This window comes from Streptomyces sp. NPDC127119 (assembly GCF_042677425.1).
GTDB lineage: Bacteria > Actinomycetota > Actinomycetes > Streptomycetales > Streptomycetaceae > Streptomyces.
The window spans coordinates 1-17,769 of the sequence record NZ_JBHXTO010000112.1 but is presented as its reverse complement, the minus strand read 5'-3'; the positions used below and the strand labels follow the sequence as shown (position 1 = coordinate 17,769).

Here is a 17,769-nt window from a genome sequence, read left to right as displayed (position 1 = left end):
CTTATGTTTTTATTACGCCCCCCGCGTCAGCGGCCCCTTCTACACTGCCGGGCGGGGGCCCCCCCCCGGGGGGGGGGGGCCGCGGCGCCGGCGCGTCCGGACGGGCGAAGGTGCCGGTGGCCGGGGCGTTCCGCTGCCTCTGCTGGTGCCCGCGCTGATCGGTCTGGCGTTCCTGATCGTCCCGCTGATCGCCCTGCTCGTACGCGCCCCCTGGCGGAGTCTGCCGGACCTGCTGACCAGCGCCGAGGTGTGGCAGGCGCTCCGGCTGTCCCTGGTCTGCGCCACGGCGGCGACCGCGGTGAGCCTGGTCATCGGCGTGCCGCTGGCCTGGCTGCTGGCCCGCGTCGAATTCCCCGGCCGCGGCCTCGTACGGGCCCTGGTCACGCTGCCGCTCGTACTGCCGCCGGTCGTCGGCGGTGTGGCCCTGCTGATGGCGCTCGGCCGCAACGGCATCGTCGGCAAGTGGCTGGACTCCTCCTTCGGGATCACGCTCCCCTTCACCACCACCGGGGTCGTCATCGCCGAGGCGTTCGTCGCCATGCCGTTCCTGGTGATCAGCGTCGAGGGCACGCTCCGCGCCGCCGACCCGCGCTACGAGGAGGCCGCCGCCACGCTCGGCGCCTCCCGCTTCACCGCGTTCCGCCGGGTCACGCTCCCGTTGATCGCGCCCGGTATCGCGGCCGGCGCGGTCCTGGCATGGGCGCGGGCGCTCGGCGAGTTCGGCGCGACGATCACCTTCGCGGGCAACTTCCCCGGCCGTACGCAGACCATGCCGCTGGCCGTGTACCTGGCCCTGCAGAGCGACCCGGAGGCCGCCATCGCCCTCAGTCTGGTCCTGCTGGCCGTGTCCGTCGCGGTGCTGGCGGGCCTGCGCGACCGTTGGATGACAGCAGGATGACCGAGCCCCGTTACGCCTCCGACGCCGCCGATGCCACCCCCGACGTACGCGCCGACTTCTCCGACGCGGGCCTCGACGCGGGTCTCGACGCGCATCTCGTCGTCGAGCACGGCACCTTCCGACTCGATGTGGCGCTGCGCGTCGCACCCGGCGAGGTCGTCGCCCTGCTCGGCCCGAACGGCGCCGGCAAGACCACCGCCCTGCGGGCCCTGGCCGGTCTGACACCGCTCACCGGCGGCCGGCTGCGGCTCGACGGCACGGCGCTGGAGCGTACGCCGCCGGAGTCCCGCCCGGTCGGCGTCGTCTTCCAGGACTACCTGCTCTTCCCCCATCTGACCGCCCTGGACAACGTGGCCTTCGGACCGCGCTGCCAGGGCGCGAGCAAGGCCGAGGCGCGGGCGCAGGCCGCCGAGTGGCTGGCCCGTCTGGGGCTCGCGGACCACACCGGCGCCAAGCCGCGCCGGCTCTCCGGCGGTCAGGCCCAGCGGGTCGCCCTGGCCCGCGCGCTCGCCACCCACCCCCGGCTGCTCCTGCTCGACGAGCCACTGGCCGCCCTGGACGCGCGGACACGGCTGGAGGTACGGGCCCAGCTGCGCCGCCATCTCGCCGAGTTCGAGGCGGTCGCCGTGCTGGTCACGCACGATCCGCTGGACGCCATGGTGCTGGCCGACCGGCTGGTCGTGGTCGAGGACGGCCGGGTCGTCCAGGAGGGCGCCCCGTCCGACATCGCCCGCCGTCCCCGTACGGACTACATCGCCCAGCTCGTCGGCCTGAACCTCTACCGGGGCGAGGCCGACGGGCATGCCGTCCAGCTCGACGCCGGTCCGTCCATCACCACCACGGAGGCCCTGCGCGGCCCGGTCTTCGTCGCGTTCCCGCCCGGCTCGGTCACCCTGTACCGCGACCGGCCCACCGGGGTCAGCGCCCGTAACCTCTGGGCCTGCGAGGTCGCGGGGCTTGAGACCCACGGCGACCAGATCCGCGCCGACCTCACCGGAGAACTGCCGCTCGCCGCGGACCTGACCACGGTCGCCGCCGCCGAACTCGACCTGCACCCGGGCGCGGCGGTCTGGGCGGCAGTAAAGGCCACACAGACCCACGCGTATCCGGTCTGACCGGCTTACGCGGGACGCCTCCCGAAGCACGCGGCTTACGCGGGCCGCTCGGCACGGCCGGTCGGTGAGCCCGGCCAGGGGCCGGAGTGTCCACCGGGACCTGGATGGCGACATCCTCGACGGCGTTCCGGCGGGGTGCCAGGACATGGCCGACCGCAGGAGTCTCAAGGTCCTGGTCGAGCCCTGAGCCGGAGCGGGAGCCCGAGCGGGCGCGCGGAAGTCGCCGGAGCCTGAACCGCCACCCGGTCGGGCCCGGCTACGGTGGCCCCAGCAGCACCCAAAGGCGACAAACCACCCCTTCCCCTGTGAGGCGTTCCGTCATGAGCCTGAGCATCCGCAACCAGATCCCCGGCACCGTCACCTCCGTCACGACCGGCGAGGCGATGGCGACGGTCAAGGTCCGCCTCGACGGCGGCCAGGTCCTCACCGCGGCCATCACACTGGAGTCCGTCAAGGATCTCGGCCTCGCCGAGGGTTCCACCGTCCGCGCGCTGGTGAAGGCGACGGAGGTCGCGGTGGCCACCGGCCCGGTGGAGGGCCTGTCCATCCGCAACCAGCTGCCCGGCACGGTCACCGACGTCACCACCGGCGGCGCCATGGCCTCGGTCAGGATCACGGTCGACGGCGGCGAACTGACCGCGGCGATCACCAAGGACGCCGTCACCGACCTGGGTCTGGCGACCGGCTCCTCCGTCGTCGCCCTGATGAAGTCGACGGAGGTCTCGCTCGCGACGGCGTGAGAGACGGCGCCGGGGGACCCGGCACATCGGCGTCCGCGCCCGCGCCCGCGTCATGATCGCGTCACGAGAGCGGGGGCGCGCGTCAAGCATCCGTCAGGGAGGCGCCTCGGCCCCCGGTAGGCGGGCATAGCTTCGCTGGAGCGCCCGGCCGATCCGGCCGCGCGGCGCACATCGCCTTCTGCGAGGAGCAGCTTGATGTCTGCGATCGACCACTGCGAGGACCCCGAGCCCTCCGAACGCGTCCCGGCCGGACTTCTCTTCGTCCCCGTCCGGTCGGGGCCCGCGGGCTGCACGGCCCGGTTCTTCCGCACTCCCCTGGGTGGCCGTACGGCCGTCGGATTCACCTCGGCGGCGCGGCTGGCCGCCACGCTGGGCACGGAGCAGGCCTGCATCAGGCTCTCCGAACCCGCGCTGCGTGCGCTCGCCACCCCGCTGGGCGTCACCGCCCTCACGGTCGACCCGCAGCTCTCCGCTCCCCCGGTCGCAGCCGCGGCCTCGCTCACCGACGCCGACGACGCAGGCGCAGGTGCCCGCAGGCTGAGGCGTCTCTGGCATGCCCGGCGCCCGCCGCACACCCGTGCGCTGCGCGTGACCGGCGCCGCCGCCGTCGTCTCGTACCTGAACCTGCTGATCGGCTGAGGAGGCGCCCGCCATGACCGTTTCCCTTCACTCGTACCTCCCGTCCTCCCTGCCCGCTGATGCCGGCGCCCTGTCCCGGCTCCCCGGCGGTGGCGCGACCGACGGACTGTCCGTCTGGCCCCGTTCCGCGCGCGCCGAGACCGGCGGGGACGTCTCCGTGGGCGGGGTCTCCCTCACCGAGGCCGCCGACCGTTTCGGCACCCCCGTGTACGTCCTCGACGAACAGGAGGTACGGGAGCGCTGCCGTACCTACCGCGCCGCGTTCCCTGAGGCCGACGTCGTGTACGCGGCCAAGGCGTTCCTGTGCCGTGCGATGGCGCACTGGGTGCGGGAGGAGGGGCTGGGCCTGGACGTCTGCTCCGCCGGAGAACTGGCGCTCGCCGTCACCACGGGCTTCCCGCCGGGGAAGATCGTGCTGCACGGCAACGCCAAGAGCCCCGACGACCTGCGCACCGCGCTGCGGCTCGGAGTCGGGATCGTCGTCGTGGACAGCGCCTCGGAGATCGCCAGGCTGGCCGCGATCACGCCCGCCGACGTCCGCCAGGAGGTCATGGTGCGGGTCGTGCCGGGGATCGCGGCCGGCGGGCACGCCAAGGTACGCACCGGTACGGACGACCAGAAGTTCGGCCTGTCCATCACGGACGGGTCGGCGCAGCACGCGGTGGCCCGGATACTCGACCAGCCGCATCTGGAACTCGTCGGCCTGCACTGCCACATCGGCTCGCAGATCGACTCGGTGAGGCCCTACGTGTCCGCGGTACGGCGGCTGGTCGGGCTGCTGGCCCGGATCCGGGACCAGCACGGCGTCGTACTGCCCCGGCTGAACATCGGCGGCGGGCACGCCATCGCCTACCGGCCGGGCGAGGCGAGCCTCGACGTGGGCGTCCTCGCGGACCGTGTGCACGCGGAGCTGGCGGACGGCTGCGCCCGGGCCCGCCTGCCCGTACCGCGACTCATGCTGGAACCGGGCCGGGCGATCGCCGGACCCGCCGGGGTCGCGGTCTACCACGTCCTCGCGGTCAAGCGCACCGGCACGCACACCTTCGTCGCCGTCGACGGCGGCATGAGCGACAACCCGAGACCCGCGCTGTACGGAGTCCGGTACGCGCCCCGCCTGATCGGACGCCACTCGTCGGCACCGCCCCGTACGGTCACGGTCGTGGGCCGGCACTGCGAGGCGGGTGACGTCCTCGCGGACGAGGTGGAGCTCCCTGGTGACGTACGTCCCGGCGATCTCCTCGCCGTCCCGGCGGCCGGGGCCTACCACCTGTCCATGGCGTCCGGATACAACCTGGTCGGCCGTCCCCCGGTCGTCGCGGTGTCGGGCGGGATCGCACGCGTGCTGGTGCGCCGCGAGTCACTGGACGACATGAGCCGCCGCGACGTGGGTCTGTAGCACCCGGGCACACCCGCGACACCGTCAGCACCGCCCCGGCCCCCGCCGATTCCCCGACGGAGGGCCGGGTTCACCCCTGAGGGCAGCGGCTTCAACGCGCCCAAGGGGCGCGAGGAACTGCGCGCCCAGCCACGACCGGCCTGCAGCCGCTGGACAAGCGTTCCCCCCACCCCCTGAGGGACGCGGGGAACGACGCACGCGCAGACCGGCGCCGATTCATACACATTCGTACGGGTCGCTCGGAGACGAGCTGACATCGGGGGCAACCGCGCCTACGGCGCGGACCCCCACTCGTGCGGTCCCCCGCCACGCCATTCCACCCAGCCGGGATCGTCCAGCAGCTCGGCCGGGGAGGACAGTCCGGCGGCCTCCAGGAACACGATCAGATCGTGGTCGGAGTGGGCCAGCCCCAGGATCTCGGCCCCGCCGTCCCGGTGCACGCTCACGCGTCGGCCGCCGCTCGCGGCGGGCCGGTGCACCACGATCAGTGCGCGTTCCACGGGATCCAGGGTGTCTCTCCCCCTCAGGTCGATGCCGCCCGGTCCGGGCACACACGTCGCTGGTCACAGCACGGCGGGACGGGCGGCGGGAGCGGTCAGCGGGCCCGGGGTGCCCCCCGTCGCCGCTGCGCCGGCGGGGGCGAAGGCGGCGAGAAGGTGTCGTCGCCCTCGTCCTCGTCCAGCGGCGGCAGCTCGATGGTGTACTGCGGCTGGAGGAACAGACCGTGGTGCTGGGGCACGGCAGACGAGGCCGCCGCGTCCTGAACGGGACGTGCAGGGTCGCGATGCGAAGAGGCAGGCATCCAAAACCATCCGGAGTCGGGAGTCGCGCGGATCAGAGGCGGAGCTGTCGACCGATGAGCATCGGTACCTGCCTACCTCGCGCGCTACTGCCCATTAGATCCTATCGGCGCCCCGAGAACGAAAGGGCGCGGTGCGCGAAGTGATGTGGATGGGTGATCCGTGTCTCCGGGGCGACGCTCGCGGCCGAGGTCGCGGGACGTCCAAGGCGCCTGCGGACCACCCGCCGGAGCGGGCTTCCGAGCCATGTTTCAGCAGGTCAGGATCGCTTTCTGGTCGATCGTCGCCGGAGCGGGTCGGCCCGACCGGCGCGCACGGTGATCCACCGCGTGGGGCCGCCGGGCCGACCGGGAGCCCAGCCGTTTCGCACCGGGTTGCGCGCCGCCGTGTCCGCCGCGCAACCCGGTGCGAAGGCCCCCGATTCGGCCGAACCGGCACCGCTATAGGCTGCGCCCGTGAAACGGATCTTGGTAGTGGGTGTCACGGGTGCGGGCAAGTCCACGCTCGCCCGGGCGGTGGGCGAGCGCTTGGACCTGCCCTATTACGAGATGGACGCGCTCTATTTCACGGGTCCGGACTGGGCTGCCAACGACACCCTGGCCGAGGAGGTTGCACACCTCACGTCCGAACCCCGCTGGATCGTCGACTCGCTCGGTTATCCCGAGGTGCGGGATCTGCTCTGGGACCGGGCGGACACCGTCCTGTGGCTCGACTACGGGAAGCGCGTGGTCATGCCCCGGGTCCTTCGCCGCTCCGTCCGGCGCACCGTCACCCGCGAGAGTCTCTTCGGCGGCAACAGGGAGACCTGGGCGGGCTGGCTGAGCAAGGAGCACCCGGCCTGGTGGGCCTGGTCCCAACACGCGGGCCGACGCCAGGAGATCGAACGCCGGACGCGCGATCCCCGGTTCACGCCCCTCGACACGCTCCGGTTCTCCCGCCCCCGCGACACCGCGGCGTGGCTGGCGTCCATGTGATCTGACCGAAGCGGCCCGACGCGACACCGCGCGGGATCATGCACGAAACGCACCCGGCCGACAGCCCCACCGGTTTCACCCCCGGCCGACAGCCCCACGGGCTTCAACCCGCCCAGCCGTCCTACCGGCTTTGACCCGCCCAGCCGTCCCACCGTCTTCGATCCGGCCGACAGCCCCACCGTTTCCGACCCGGCCGCCACCGCCCTCCACCGGTCTCCGATCCGACCTGGCCACGACCTCGCCATGGCCTGGCCACGACCTCACCACGGCCCCACCACAGCGCCGAGGCAGCCCTCGACATGCCGGTGGACTCCCCCGCACCCAGGGCGCTTTCCGGCTCACCGACCGCTCACAGAATCACCTCCGCACTGCCGAGCGCAACCATCGCGACAGCATCGAAAAAGCGTCGACCGATTGAAACCGTTCAATCGCCGATGCCCCCGACGTATCGGGCCCCTCCGGAGCAGCGACCACATCCGACGTCCCGTCAAGAATGTGTTGCACGCTCATTGACCCTCGCCTCGCACGCCCCTACGTTCACCCGCAGTGAATCGATTCATCCTTACTTCCTGAGGAGCCGCAGTGATCAGCAGGAGGAACATTCTGGCGGGTACGGCGGCGGCGATGGCCGTCACGGCGACCTCCGCCGGCGCCGGATCCGCCATGGCCGCCCCCTCGTCCGCACCGGCCGGGGCAGGCGCCCGTCGCAGCGCCCTGCGCGTCACCGCGCCGACCGTCGAGTACGTGCGACACCCGCTGGGCATCGACGCGCAACACCCCCGGCTGAGCTGGCCGATGGCCTCGGACGAGCCGGGCGCGCGCCAGAGCGGCTACCAGATACGCGTGGCCTCCAGCGCCTCGCGGCTGCCGAAGCCGGATGTCTGGGACAGCGGAAAGGTCGTGTCCGCCGAGTCCGTCCTCGTCCCGTACGCGGGCCCGCAACTCAAGCCGCGCACCCGGTACTTCTGGTCCGTGCGCGTGTGGGACGCGAACGGCGGCGCCTCGGACTGGAGCGAGCCGTCGTGGTGGGAGACCGGACTCCTGGACTCCGCGCAGTGGACCGCGAAGTGGGTCTCCGCTCCCCCGGTCCTCACCGACGCGCCGACGCTCGAAGGCAGCTCCTGGATCTGGTTCCCCGAGGGTGATCCCGCCAACAGCGCCCCCGCGGTCACCCGTTGGTTCCGCCGCACCCTCGATCTCCCCGACGCGGTCACGGCGGCGACGCTGGCCATCAGCGCCGACAACGTCTACACCGTCTCCGTCAACGGCACCGAAGTGGCCCGCACCGATCTTGAGACGGACCACGACGGCTGGCGCCGCCCCGCCGTCGTCGAGGTCCTCGCCCAGCTGCGTACGGGCAGGAACGTCCTGGCGGTGTCGGCGACCAACGCGTCCGAGGGGCCTGCCGGGCTGGTCGCGACCCTCACTCTCCACACGGCGTCCGGCGAGCGGCGGATCGTCACCGACGACGCCTGGAGATCGACCGACAAGGAGCCCGCGGCCGGCTGGCGCGGCACCGACTTCGACGACGGTGCCTGGCCGGCGGCGAAGGTGGCGGCCGCGTGGGGCGCCGGCCCGTGGGGGAGGGTCGTCCCCGCGTCGTACGCGGCCAACCAGTTGCGGCACGAGTTCAGGCTCCCGCGCAAGAAGGTCGAACGCGCCCGGCTGTACGCCACGGCCCTCGGCGTCTACGAAGCCCACCTCAACGGCCGCCGCGTGGGCCGCGACCAGCTCGCGCCCGGCTGGACCGACTACCGCGAACGCGTCCACTACCAGACCTACGACGTCACCTCGCTCGTACGGTCCGGGGCCAACGCCATCGGCGCGTATGTGGCACCGGGCTGGTACGCGGGCAACGTCGGTATGTTCGGGCCGCACCAGTACGGCGAACGCCCGGCGCTGCTGGCCCAGTTGGAGATCGAGTACACCGACGGGACGCGCGAGAGCATCGTCTCGGACAGCGACTGGCGGGCCGCCGCGGGGCCGATCGTCGCCGCCGACCTGCTGAGCGGCGAGACGTACGACGCGCGCAAGGAGACCGCCGGCTGGACCTCGCCCGGCTTCGACGACGGGGCCTGGCTCGACGCGGTGCGCACCGCCGCCGACGCCGCTCCGCCCCGGATCGAGGCCCAGGTGGACGGCGCGGTCCGGGTGGCCAAGGAACTCGCGGTCCGGAAGGTGACCCAGCCCAAGCCGGGTGTCTTCGTCTTCGACCTGGGCCAGAACATGGTCGGTTCGGTGCGGCTGCGGGTCTCGGGCGCGGCCGGCACGACCGTCCGGCTGAGGCATGCCGAGGTGCTCAACTCCGACGGCACCCTCTACACGGCGAACCTGCGCACCGCCGCGGCGACCGACACGTACACGCTCAAGGGCGGTGGGCGGGAGACGTACGAGCCGCGGTTCACCTTCCACGGTTTCCGCTATGTCGAGGTGACCGGGTATCCGGGCACTCCCTCGGCGGGAGACCTCACCGGTCGGGTGATGCACACGTCCGCGCCCTTCACGTTCGACTTCGAGACCGATGTCCCGATGCTCAACACCCTGCACAGCAACATCACCTGGGGGCAGCGCGGCAACTTCCTCTCCATCCCGACGGACACACCCGCGCGTGACGAACGTCTGGGCTGGACGGGTGACATCAACGTCTTCGCGCCGACGGCCGCCTACACGATGGAGTCCGCCCGCTTCCTGACCAAGTGGCTCGTGGACCTGCGCGACGGACAGACCGCGGAGGGCGCCTTCACGGACGTGGCACCCATGGTGGGCACGGTAGGCAACGGTGTGGCGGGCTGGGGCGACGCGGGTGTCACGGTCCCCTGGTCGCTGTACCAGGCGTACGGCGACCGGCAGGTCCTGGAGGACGCGTGGTCCTCCGTACAGGCCTGGCTGAAGTACCTGGAGAAGAACAGCAGCGGACTGCTGCGGCCGGCCGCCGGGTACGGGGACTGGCTGAACGTCGAGGACGAGACACCCAAGGACGTCATCGCCACCGCCTACTTCGCCCACAGCGCCGACCTCGCGGCCCGTATCGCGAAGGAACTCGACAAGGACCCCGCCCCCTACACCGATCTCTTCGGGCGGGTACGCGCCGCGTTCCAGAAGGCCTATGTCACCGCCGAGGGCCGGGTGAAGGGCGACACGCAGACGGCGTACGTGCTGGCCCTGTCGATGGATCTGCTGCCGGACGGGCTGCGGACGGCGGCGGCCGACCGGCTCGTCGCGCTGATCGAGGCCAGGGACTGGCATCTGTCGACGGGCTTCCTGGGTACGCCCCGGCTGCTGCCCGTGCTCACCGAGACCGGGCACACCGATGTCGCCCACCGGCTGCTCGCGCAGCGTTCGTATCCCAGCTGGGGCTATCAGATCGACAAGGGCTCGACCACGATGTGGGAGCACTGGGACTCCATCCGGCCCGACGGCAGCTTCGAGGACCCGGGCATGAACTCCTTCAACCACTACGCCTACGGGTCGGTGGGCGAGTGGATGTACACGAACATCGCCGGTATCGCGGCGGGCCGGCCCGGCTACCGCGAGATCGTCGTCCGGCCGCGGCCGGGCGGGGGCGTCACCTCCGCCCGCGCCACGTTCGCCTCGGTCCGCGGCCCCGTCTCCACCGAGTGGCGGCTGCGGTCCGGCACGTTCGTCCTGACGTGCTCCGTGCCGCCCAACACCACCGCCGAGGTGTGGATCCCCGCGGACGCTCCGCACAAGGTCACCCACACCACCGCGGCCTTCCTGCGCAGTGAGGACGGCTGCGCGGTGTACCGGGTCGGTTCCGGCACCCACCGCTTCAGCGCGTAGCACGGCCGTCACGCGGCGGCGTCCAACACACCTTGGACGCCGCCGCGTTGGCGGGGCTCCGCGGAAGCGCGCCGACCTGCCCCTATGGTGCTCGCATGTCTGCTTCGTTGAGTTACGCCAGATCCCGCGCCGCGCTGCGCGCATCGGCGCGTATTTCCGTCGAGCTGCTGCTGGTTCTGGTGATGACCGCGGTGGCTCTCTGGCTCCTGGGCCAGATGTGGTCCGTGGTCTGGCCACTCATAGTGGGCCTCCTGCTGACCACACTGACCTGGCCCATGGCCCGTTTCCTGCGCCGGCGCGGGTGGCCTCCCGCCCTGGCGGCCTCCTTGGTGACCGTGCTGTTCCTGGTGCTCGCCGCCGCGGTGGTCGCGCTGATCGCGGTCCCGGTGGCCTCCCAGTCGGGTGAGTTGACCGACAGGGTCGTGGACGGCGTGCACAAGGTCCGTGACTGGGCCGCCGGACCGCCGCTGAACGTCGAGGACGCCCAGATCTCGGGTGCCGTGGACAGTGCTGTCGAGCGTTTCCAGAAGAGCGCCGGGAGTGTGGTCGGCACGGTCGTCTCGGGCGTGAGCGCCGTGGTCGACGGTCTGGTCACCGCCGTCCTGGCGCTGTTCCTGATGTTCTTCTTCCTCAAGGACGGCCCGCGGTTCCTGCCGTGGCTCGCCCGTCAGCTGCCCGGCCGGCTCGCCGTCGACGTCCCGACCGTGGCCTCGCGCACCTGGGACACCCTGGGGTCGTTCGTACGGTCGCAGGCCGCCGTGGGTCTGCTCGACGCCGTCTTCATCGGTATCGGCCTGTGGGTCGTGGGCGTGCCGCTGGTGCTCCCGCTGGCGGTGCTGACCTTCGTCTCGGCGTTCGTGCCGATCGTGGGCGCCCTGTTCGCCGGGTTCGTCGCGGTGCTCATCGCCCTGGTGTCGAACGGTCTGACGGACGCGCTGATCGTGCTGGCGATCATCCTCGCGGTGCAGCAGTTGGAGGGGAACGTCTTCCAGCCCATGATCCAGAGCCGTGGGCTCGGGCTGCACGCGGCGGTGATCCTGCTGGCGGTGACGCTCGGCGGCAGCCTGGCGGGCGTGGTGGGCAGTCTGCTCGCCGTCCCGGTCGCCGCGATGATCGCCGTGTTCTGGAACTACCTGCGCGAGCAGCTCAGCGAGCCACCCCAGGAACCGGACACCCTGGAACCGCAGAGCGACGGCACCGTCCCCTCCTGAGGGCCCCCGCCGCCGCGGCCGACCCCTGCCGCGGGCGCGAGTCGCCCGCCTACGGGTTCAGTACGACCTTGCCGGCGACCGTGCCGGATTCGGCCAGGCGCAGTGCGTCGGCGGCCTTGACGAGGGGGAGTTGGGCGGCGATCTGGGCCGTGACCTCCCCGCGCCGGAACGCCGCGAAGACCTGGGTGAGGTCGGTGCGCAGCCGGGCCCTGAACCGGTTCTTGCCCAGGGCCCGGCCGGCCCAGACGTTGTAGAAGCAGGCGCGGCGGCGGTTGGGCAGCGCGTTCCACAGCCACACCCGGCCGAGCAGCTTGAACACGGGCCACTGCTTGGAGCCCTCGTCGTCGCGGGTGGAGGCACTGCCGTAGGCGACGAGGGTCCCGCCGGGCGCGAGGAGGCGCCAGGAGTCGACGATGCCCCGGCCGCCGACGTGGTCGAAGACGGCGTCCACCCCGCCGGGGGCGAGTTCCCGGACGCGCGCGGCGACATCCTCCGTGCGGTAGTCGACGGGAACCACACCCTTGGCGACGAGCGCCTCGTGGTGGCGTGCGGACGCCGTGCCGATCACCTTCACGCCCGCAGCCAGGGCGAGTTGGACGAGGACCGAGCCGACACCGCCGTTGGCACCGAGCACCAGGACGGTCCGGCCCGCGCGGACGCGTGCCTTGCGGTGGAGCATCTGCCAGGCGGTGATGCCGTTGAGCACCAGGGTCTCCGCCTGTGCCGCGCCGATCCCGTCGGGCACCTCCACCACGTCGGCCGCGTCGACGAGCACATGGGTGGACCAGCCGCCGACCTTCAGCAGGGCCGCCACCCGGGTGCCGGCCAGGTCCGGCTCGACGCCCTCACCCGTGGCCAGCACCGTCCCGACCAGGTCGTATCCGGGTACGAAGGGGAACGGCGGCTGGTCGTAGTAGCGGCCCCGGCGCATCTGCTGTTCGGCGAAGGAGACCCCGGTCGCCTCCATCCGGATCAGGACCTGGCCGGGACCCGCGACGGGGACGGTTCCGCGCCTGATCCGAAGCCCTTCCGGCGCCACCTTGCCCGGCAGGACGACCTCGACGAGTCCTTCGGCGTTCATGACGACCTCCATCGCGGCGCACTCGGCTGCGCCGCACTCGACTGACTGCTTCTCGCGTTCGTTAGAAGTTGTAACGCAAGGAAGGCGATAGAGTCAATAACGTTGGTGATAGCCTCTAACTAAATACGATGCGCAGACACGGACACCGGCAGTCACAGAGACGGACAGAGACGGAAGGCGGTAGGCCATGGCGGACACGGGCACCGAGACCCCGCGCGAGCGCTACCGCGCCCAGGTACGCGCGGAGATCAAGGCGCACGCCTGGGAACAGCTCGCCGCGGCGGGGGCGTCCGCGCTCTCCCTCAACGCGATCGCCAAGCGGATGGGCATGAGCGGACCCGCGCTCTACCGGTACTTCGCCAACCGCGACGAACTGATCACCGAGCTGATCCGGGACGCGTACCGCAGCCTCGCCGACACCTTCCGCGCGACCGCCGCCGGCGGCCCCGACGTGTCCGCGCTGGCGTACGCGCTGCGTGGCTGGGCCCTTCAGGACCCACACCGCTACTTCCTCGTCTACGGCACGCCCGTGCCCGGCTACCACGCGCCCGACGACATCACCGGGATCGCGCGCGAGATCATGACGACCCTGCTGGACGCCTGCGCCGCGCTGCCCTCGGACTCCCCCGGGACGCCGTTCGGTTCGCACCTCGAAGAGCACCGGCAGTGGGCGGGCGACCATCCCGCCGGGCCCGCGACCCTGCACCGGGCACTGACCTTCTGGACCCGGCTGCACGGTGTACTGTCCCTCGAACTCGCGGGTCAGTTCACGGGCATGGAGTTCGACCCCGCGCTGTTCTTCGCGGCCGAACTCGACGAGCTGACCAAGGCGTCGGCACACTGACCCCGGAAGGTCTGCCCGTTCGGGCAGGCGCCTGTGCCTCCCCGCCTCGTGATACCCGCGGGGCGGCACGTTAGCCTCGTGCGCGTGAGCATCATGACCATAGGGATCGCCGCGGAACTCGGCGCGGTGCAGGGGGAGTTCGCCGGTGATTGACGGCCGGTTGGACGAAACGGGGACGGCCGGCACCCGCACGGCACCGGCCGGCGGAAGTGAGGCCGAGGAGACAGTCGGGGAGACAGCCGGACCGGTATCCAAAGACGGGGCCGGACCGGCAGCCGCACCGGCATCCGGGCCAGTGGCCGAAGCGGCGGCCGGAGAGCCCGTCGAGGAGTCACAGAAACAGCGTCCCAAGCGCGCCCGCCGCGGCCCCGGACCGTTCACGCTGCTCGTCCTGCCGGGGCTGGTCGCCCTGATGGGGGTGGCCGGCTTCCTGGCCTACACCGGCGGCCTCGACGACGCCTGGCCCCAGGGTTCCGACCCCGACCCGACCGCCACGACCCACGTGGACGCCTCGTACATCCCCTGGCTCCGCAAGGCGGTCGCGGACTGCAAGGTCGTCAAGCCGTCGGTGCTGGCCGCCCAGATCGACCGGCTCTCCGGGTGGAGCAACGACACGGGAGCGCTGTCGGGCGAGAAGGGCATCGCCGCGTTCACGGACGCCCAGTGGAAGAAGTGGGGCAAGGACGACGACGGCAACGGCCGTTCCTCCCCCCGCGATCCGGCGGACGCCATGATGGCGCTCGGCCGGCAGGACTGCTCCCTCGCCGAGAAGGTGACCGACCTCAGGACCGAGGGAACCGTCACCGGGGACCTGGTGAACCTCACCCTCGCCGCGTACGCGTCGGGCACGGACGCCGTGGTGAAGGCGGGCCGCGTACCCGGCGACGCGGAGGCCTACATCGACGAGGTGAAGTCGCTGTCCTCGCGCTACAAGTCGGTCGACCGGGAGAGTTCGGGCGGCGGCGCCGTGAACCAGGTGCCGGGCGCCGTACTGGCCGCGCCGGTCGCGAACCTCACCGTCACCTCGCCCTTCGGATCACGCGAACACCCGCTCACCGGCGTGACGAAACTGCACACCGGCGTCGACTTCGCCTCGCCCCAGGGGGCGCAGGTCTCCGCCGCGTCGAAGGGCCAGGTCGTGTTCGCGGCGATGACCAAGGCGTACGGCAACCGCGTGGTGATCGACCACGGCACCATCGACGGCAAGCGGCTGGAGACGACGTACAGCCATCTGCTGGCCCTCCAGGTGTCCGTCGGCCAGGCGGTGGACGCCGGGACGCCGGTCGGGCTGGTCGGCTCGACGGGACTGTCCACCGGCCCCCATCTGCACTTCGAGGTGGTTCTCGACGGGTACTACACCGATCCCCTGCCGTGGCTCAGGCCCAGCTCCTGAGCCGGGCGGTTCCGGCGCGGTGACCCGGCGGTCCTCCCGCCGCCCTTCGTCCTGAGTACGCGTACTCAGGACGAAGCCGCGCCTCCGCCGGACCATGAGGGCAGATCCGAGTTCCGAGTCCTGGGGGAGGACTTCATGAACACGCGTACCGTCGCCCGTCTGACCTTCGCCAATCCCACGTCGGCGGTCTACCTGACCGTCGTGGGCGGGTCCATCGTCGTCGCTTCGGCCGTCACGAGGTTCGCCGAGGATCCCGGCCTGATCTGGGTGTGGCCGGCGCTCTTCACCGCGCCCGCCTCCGGACTGGTGACGGTGGTGGACATCTGGCTCGACCCGATGCTCGACACCAGGGCGTCGGTCGCGTTCAACACGGCCGGGATGGTCGCCTCCGGCCTGTTCCAGTCGTTCGCCCTCGGCCTGCTCCAGCAGTCCGTACGCACCCGCCTGCGGGGCGGGTTCCGCCCGCACCGCGCCTGAACCCGGCCCGGAGGCGGCCGGGTCCGGCGCCTCACTCGGCGGCGGGGCGCCCGCCGAACCGCCAGTCGTGGATCTCGACGCTCCGGTACAGCCCGGCGCGGGCGTACGGTTCGTCCGCCATCATGGCTTCGGCGGCGTCCCGGTCCGGCAGTTCGACCAGCAGGGCCGTGCCCATCCAGTCGGTGCCGTCCGGGGAGAGCAACGGGCCGTACGCGATGAGGCGTTCACGGTGGTGGCGGTCGAGATGGCGGTGGTGGTCCGCCTCCAGGGCGTCGCGGGCCGCGGTCGCGCCCGGCACCCCGTGCGCGATGATCAGGAAGCGCCGGAAGCCGGGCGTCCCGCTTCCGTACTGCCACATCGTGCGGCCGAGGGTGTTCTTCCAGCGGCGTATCAGGACATCCTCGTAGACACCGGCCTTGTAGTTGGGCTCGTCGAACGCGAACGCGTGCGCGGCTGCCGCGTCGGGGAGGTCGACGATGTGCATGCTGCCGGTCGCCGTCTCGCCGTCGGCGCCGAGCGTGGGACCGCGCGCGATCATCTCCTCGGCGTACCGGTCCATGAACGCCCAGTGCGCCTCGTTCAGCTCCCACCGCAGCGGCATGGATCCTGGCCGGTCACGGCAGTAGAAGAAGTACTCCATCCCGCCTCCGCACCTCACCCTCCACAGGTTCACCCGTTCGGCCGCGCCGGGCGGCAACGGATGGTACCAACGCCCGTTCCGCGCGGCACGGAATTACGGCGGACAGCGGCCGTCGGAGACGGGCATCCGTGGGCACGCGCCCGCCGCTCGACCCCCTCGTTGCATGTTCATGCGAGCTGATGCATAATCTTCCTATGTCTAAGGTCCTCACCTCCCTTCCCGCCGGCGAGCGCGTCGGTATCGCCTTCTCCGGCGGACTCGACACCTCGGTCGCGGTCGCGTGGATGCGCGACAAGGGCGCCGTTCCGTGCACCTACACCGCCGACATCGGCCAGTACGACGAGCCCGACATCGCCTCGGTGCCCGGCCGCGCCAAGGCCTACGGTGCCGAACTCGCGCGTCTCGTCGACTGCCGTGCCGCGCTGGTCGAGGAGGGACTCGCCGCGCTCACCTGCGGGGCGTTCCACATCCGCTCGGGCGGGCGTGCCTACTTCAACACCACGCCGCTGGGCCGTGCCGTCACCGGCACCCTGCTGGTCCGGGCGATGCTTGAGGACGACGTCCAGATCTGGGGCGACGGCTCGACCTTCAAGGGCAACGACATCGAGCGCTTCTACCGGTACGGGCTGCTCGCCAACCCGCATCTGCGGATCTACAAGCCCTGGCTCGACGCGGACTTCGTGACCGAGCTCGGCGGCCGCAAGGAGATGTCGGAGTGGCTGGTCGCCCATGACCTGCCCTACCGCGACAGCACGGAGAAGGCGTACTCCACCGACGCCAACATCTGGGGCGCCACCCACGAGGCCAAGACCCTGGAGCACCTGGACACGGGCATCGAGACCGTGGAGCCGATCATGGGCGTCCGGTTCTGGGACCCCGAGGTCGAGATCCTCACCGAGGACGTGACGATCGGCTTCGACCAGGGCCGCCCGGTCACGATCAACGGCAAGGAGTTCGCCTCCGCCGTCGACCTGGTGATGGAGGCCAACGCCATCGGCGGCCGCCACGGCATGGGCATGTCGGACCAGATCGAGAACCGGATCATCGAGGCCAAGAGCCGCGGTATCTACGAGGCGCCGGGCATGGCCCTGCTGCACGCCGCGTACGAGCGCCTGGTCAACGCGATCCACAACGAGGACACGATCGCCCAGTACTACAACGAGGGACGGCGCCTCGGCCGGCTCATGTACGAGGGCCGGTGGCTGGACCCGCAGGCCCTGATGGTGCGCGAGTCGCTGCAGCGCTGGGTCGGCGCGGCCATCACCGGCGAGGTGACCCTGCGGCTGCGGCGCGGCGAGGACTACTCGATCCTCGACACCCGCGGCCCGGCGTTCAGCTACCACCCGGACAAGCTGTCCATGGAGCGCACCGAGGACTCGGCGTTCGGCCCGGTGGACCGGATCGGCCAGCTCACCATGCGCAACCTCGACATCGCGGACTCGCGCGCCAAGCTGGAGCAGTACGCCGGGCTCGGCCTGATCGGCACGGGCAGCCCCTCCATCGGTGCCGCCCAGGCGGCCTCGACCGGGCTGATCGGCAGCATGCCGGAGATGCCGCAGGGCGGCGCCGAGGCCATCGCCTCCCGCGGCGAGGTCTCCGAGGACGACGAGCTGCTGGACCGCGCGGCGATGGAGTTCGGCACGGACTGATGTCCCGCCGCGGCGCGACGAACGACTGACGGGTGGGGCCCGCCCCCACACCCCCCCGCCCCCCCCACCCACCTTACAACCGGCGGCACACTGGGCGGCGGGGTGGTAAAA

Annotated in this window: 17 protein-coding genes; 13 read left to right on the top strand and 4 right to left on the bottom strand. The window is 71.7% G+C overall.

The features are described from left to right. The first annotated feature begins 133 nt into the window (after nt 1–133). The 6 genes from modB (at nt 134) to lysA (ending at nt 4,788) form a co-directional block, all read left to right on the top strand. Entirely contained in the window at nt 134–898 is a 765-nt protein-coding gene (gene modB / locus ACFVH5_RS33215; protein WP_385837431.1) for a molybdate ABC transporter permease subunit, read from the top strand. Beyond that, nucleotides 895–2,013, top strand: coding sequence for an ABC transporter ATP-binding protein (locus ACFVH5_RS33210; protein WP_385837418.1), 1,119 nt, complete (start codon nt 895–897; stop codon nt 2,011–2,013). The genes modB and ACFVH5_RS33210 overlap by 4 nt, the downstream gene beginning before the upstream one ends. A gap of 64 nt (nt 2,014–2,077) precedes the next feature. Then, nucleotides 2,078–2,200, top strand: coding sequence for a hypothetical protein (locus ACFVH5_RS33205; RefSeq protein WP_385837417.1), 123 nt, complete (start codon nt 2,078–2,080; stop codon nt 2,198–2,200). Nucleotides 2,201–2,333: 133 nt separating this feature from the next. After that, a complete protein-coding gene (locus tag ACFVH5_RS33200) occupies nt 2,334–2,753 on the top strand; it encodes a molybdopterin-binding protein (RefSeq protein WP_385837416.1) in 420 nt (139 codons plus the stop codon). Between the two features lie 195 nt (nt 2,754–2,948). Further along, nucleotides 2,949–3,392 (top strand): SAV_915 family protein, encoded by a 444-nt coding sequence (locus ACFVH5_RS33195; protein ID WP_385837415.1) that lies wholly within the window; start codon nt 2,949–2,951, stop codon nt 3,390–3,392. A 13-nt stretch (nt 3,393–3,405) separates the two neighbouring features. Next, the gene (lysA, locus tag ACFVH5_RS33190) at nt 3,406–4,788 is read left to right on the top strand and encodes a diaminopimelate decarboxylase (protein ID WP_385837414.1); all 1,383 of its coding nucleotides are present in this window, start codon (nt 3,406–3,408) and stop codon (nt 4,786–4,788) included. A 272-nt stretch (nt 4,789–5,060) separates the two neighbouring features. Here lysA and ACFVH5_RS33185 read toward each other — a convergent pair whose 3' ends face one another. Both ACFVH5_RS33185 and ACFVH5_RS33180 read right to left on the bottom strand, forming a co-directional pair. Beyond that, nucleotides 5,061–5,288, bottom strand: coding sequence for a hypothetical protein (locus ACFVH5_RS33185; protein ID WP_385837413.1), 228 nt, complete (start codon nt 5,286–5,288; stop codon nt 5,061–5,063). 95 nt (nt 5,289–5,383) lie between these two features. Continuing rightward, nucleotides 5,384–5,527 (bottom strand): hypothetical protein, encoded by a 144-nt coding sequence (locus ACFVH5_RS33180; protein WP_225890861.1) that lies wholly within the window; start codon nt 5,525–5,527, stop codon nt 5,384–5,386. Between the two features lie 516 nt (nt 5,528–6,043). Here ACFVH5_RS33180 and ACFVH5_RS33175 point away from each other — a divergent pair. The 3 genes from ACFVH5_RS33175 (at nt 6,044) to ACFVH5_RS33165 (ending at nt 11,574) form a co-directional block, all read left to right on the top strand. After that, entirely contained in the window at nt 6,044–6,562 is a 519-nt protein-coding gene (locus tag ACFVH5_RS33175; RefSeq protein ID WP_385837412.1) for an adenylate kinase, read from the top strand. 582 nt (nt 6,563–7,144) lie between these two features. Further along, a complete protein-coding gene (locus ACFVH5_RS33170; protein WP_385837411.1) occupies nt 7,145–10,363 on the top strand; it encodes an alpha-L-rhamnosidase in 3,219 nt (1,072 codons plus the stop codon). Between the two features lie 95 nt (nt 10,364–10,458). After that, the gene (locus tag ACFVH5_RS33165; RefSeq protein ID WP_385837410.1) at nt 10,459–11,574 is read left to right on the top strand and encodes an AI-2E family transporter; all 1,116 of its coding nucleotides are present in this window, start codon (nt 10,459–10,461) and stop codon (nt 11,572–11,574) included. Nucleotides 11,575–11,623: 49 nt separating this feature from the next. On the opposite strand, the gene ACFVH5_RS33160 is transcribed toward ACFVH5_RS33165, so the two are convergent. Further along, nucleotides 11,624–12,655, bottom strand: a complete 1,032-nt coding sequence (locus tag ACFVH5_RS33160; RefSeq protein ID WP_385837409.1) for a medium chain dehydrogenase/reductase family protein — start codon at nt 12,653–12,655, stop codon at nt 11,624–11,626. Between the two features lie 187 nt (nt 12,656–12,842). On the opposite strand from ACFVH5_RS33160, the gene ACFVH5_RS33155 reads away from it, so the two are divergent. The 3 genes from ACFVH5_RS33155 (at nt 12,843) to ACFVH5_RS33145 (ending at nt 15,369) form a co-directional block, all read left to right on the top strand. Next, nucleotides 12,843–13,499, top strand: coding sequence for a TetR/AcrR family transcriptional regulator (locus ACFVH5_RS33155; protein ID WP_385837408.1), 657 nt, complete (start codon nt 12,843–12,845; stop codon nt 13,497–13,499). A gap of 295 nt (nt 13,500–13,794) precedes the next feature. Beyond that, nucleotides 13,795–14,892 carry a M23 family metallopeptidase gene (locus tag ACFVH5_RS33150; protein WP_385837407.1) on the top strand — a complete coding sequence of 366 codons (1,098 nt, stop codon included), beginning with the start codon at nt 13,795–13,797 and terminating at the stop codon, nt 14,890–14,892. Nucleotides 14,893–15,027: 135 nt separating this feature from the next. Beyond that, nucleotides 15,028–15,369, top strand: a complete 342-nt coding sequence (locus ACFVH5_RS33145; RefSeq protein WP_385837406.1) for an SCO4225 family membrane protein — start codon at nt 15,028–15,030, stop codon at nt 15,367–15,369. A gap of 31 nt (nt 15,370–15,400) precedes the next feature. Here the strand turns inward: ACFVH5_RS33145 and ACFVH5_RS33140 are convergent, their stop codons facing one another. Then, nucleotides 15,401–16,009, bottom strand: a complete 609-nt coding sequence (locus tag ACFVH5_RS33140) for a YciI family protein (RefSeq protein ID WP_385837405.1) — start codon at nt 16,007–16,009, stop codon at nt 15,401–15,403. A 194-nt stretch (nt 16,010–16,203) separates the two neighbouring features. On the opposite strand from ACFVH5_RS33140, the gene argG reads away from it, so the two are divergent. Next, entirely contained in the window at nt 16,204–17,658 is a 1,455-nt protein-coding gene (argG, locus tag ACFVH5_RS33135; protein WP_385837404.1) for an argininosuccinate synthase, read from the top strand. Nucleotides 17,659–17,769 lie beyond the last annotated feature (111 nt).

Excerpts from the sequence above, each read along its gene's own strand:
- ACFVH5_RS33195 (WP_385837415.1), top strand. The coding sequence starts at position 2,949 with ATGTCTGCGATCGACCACTGCGAGGACCCCGAGCCCTCCGAACGCGTC.
- ACFVH5_RS33145 (WP_385837406.1), top strand. The coding sequence starts at position 15,028 with ATGAACACGCGTACCGTCGCCCGTCTGACCTTCGCCAATCCCACGTCG.
- lysA (WP_385837414.1), top strand. The coding sequence starts at position 3,406 with ATGACCGTTTCCCTTCACTCGTACCTCCCGTCCTCCCTGCCCGCTGAT.
- ACFVH5_RS33210 (WP_385837418.1), top strand. The coding sequence starts at position 895 with ATGACCGAGCCCCGTTACGCCTCCGACGCCGCCGATGCCACCCCCGAC.
- ACFVH5_RS33160 (WP_385837409.1), bottom strand. The coding sequence starts at position 12,655 with ATGAACGCCGAAGGACTCGTCGAGGTCGTCCTGCCGGGCAAGGTGGCG.
- ACFVH5_RS33140 (WP_385837405.1), bottom strand. The coding sequence starts at position 16,009 with ATGGAGTACTTCTTCTACTGCCGTGACCGGCCAGGATCCATGCCGCTG.
- ACFVH5_RS33165 (WP_385837410.1), top strand. The coding sequence starts at position 10,459 with ATGTCTGCTTCGTTGAGTTACGCCAGATCCCGCGCCGCGCTGCGCGCA.
- ACFVH5_RS33200 (WP_385837416.1), top strand. The coding sequence starts at position 2,334 with ATGAGCCTGAGCATCCGCAACCAGATCCCCGGCACCGTCACCTCCGTC.
- ACFVH5_RS33155 (WP_385837408.1), top strand. The coding sequence starts at position 12,843 with ATGGCGGACACGGGCACCGAGACCCCGCGCGAGCGCTACCGCGCCCAG.
- argG (WP_385837404.1), top strand. The coding sequence starts at position 16,204 with ATGTCTAAGGTCCTCACCTCCCTTCCCGCCGGCGAGCGCGTCGGTATC.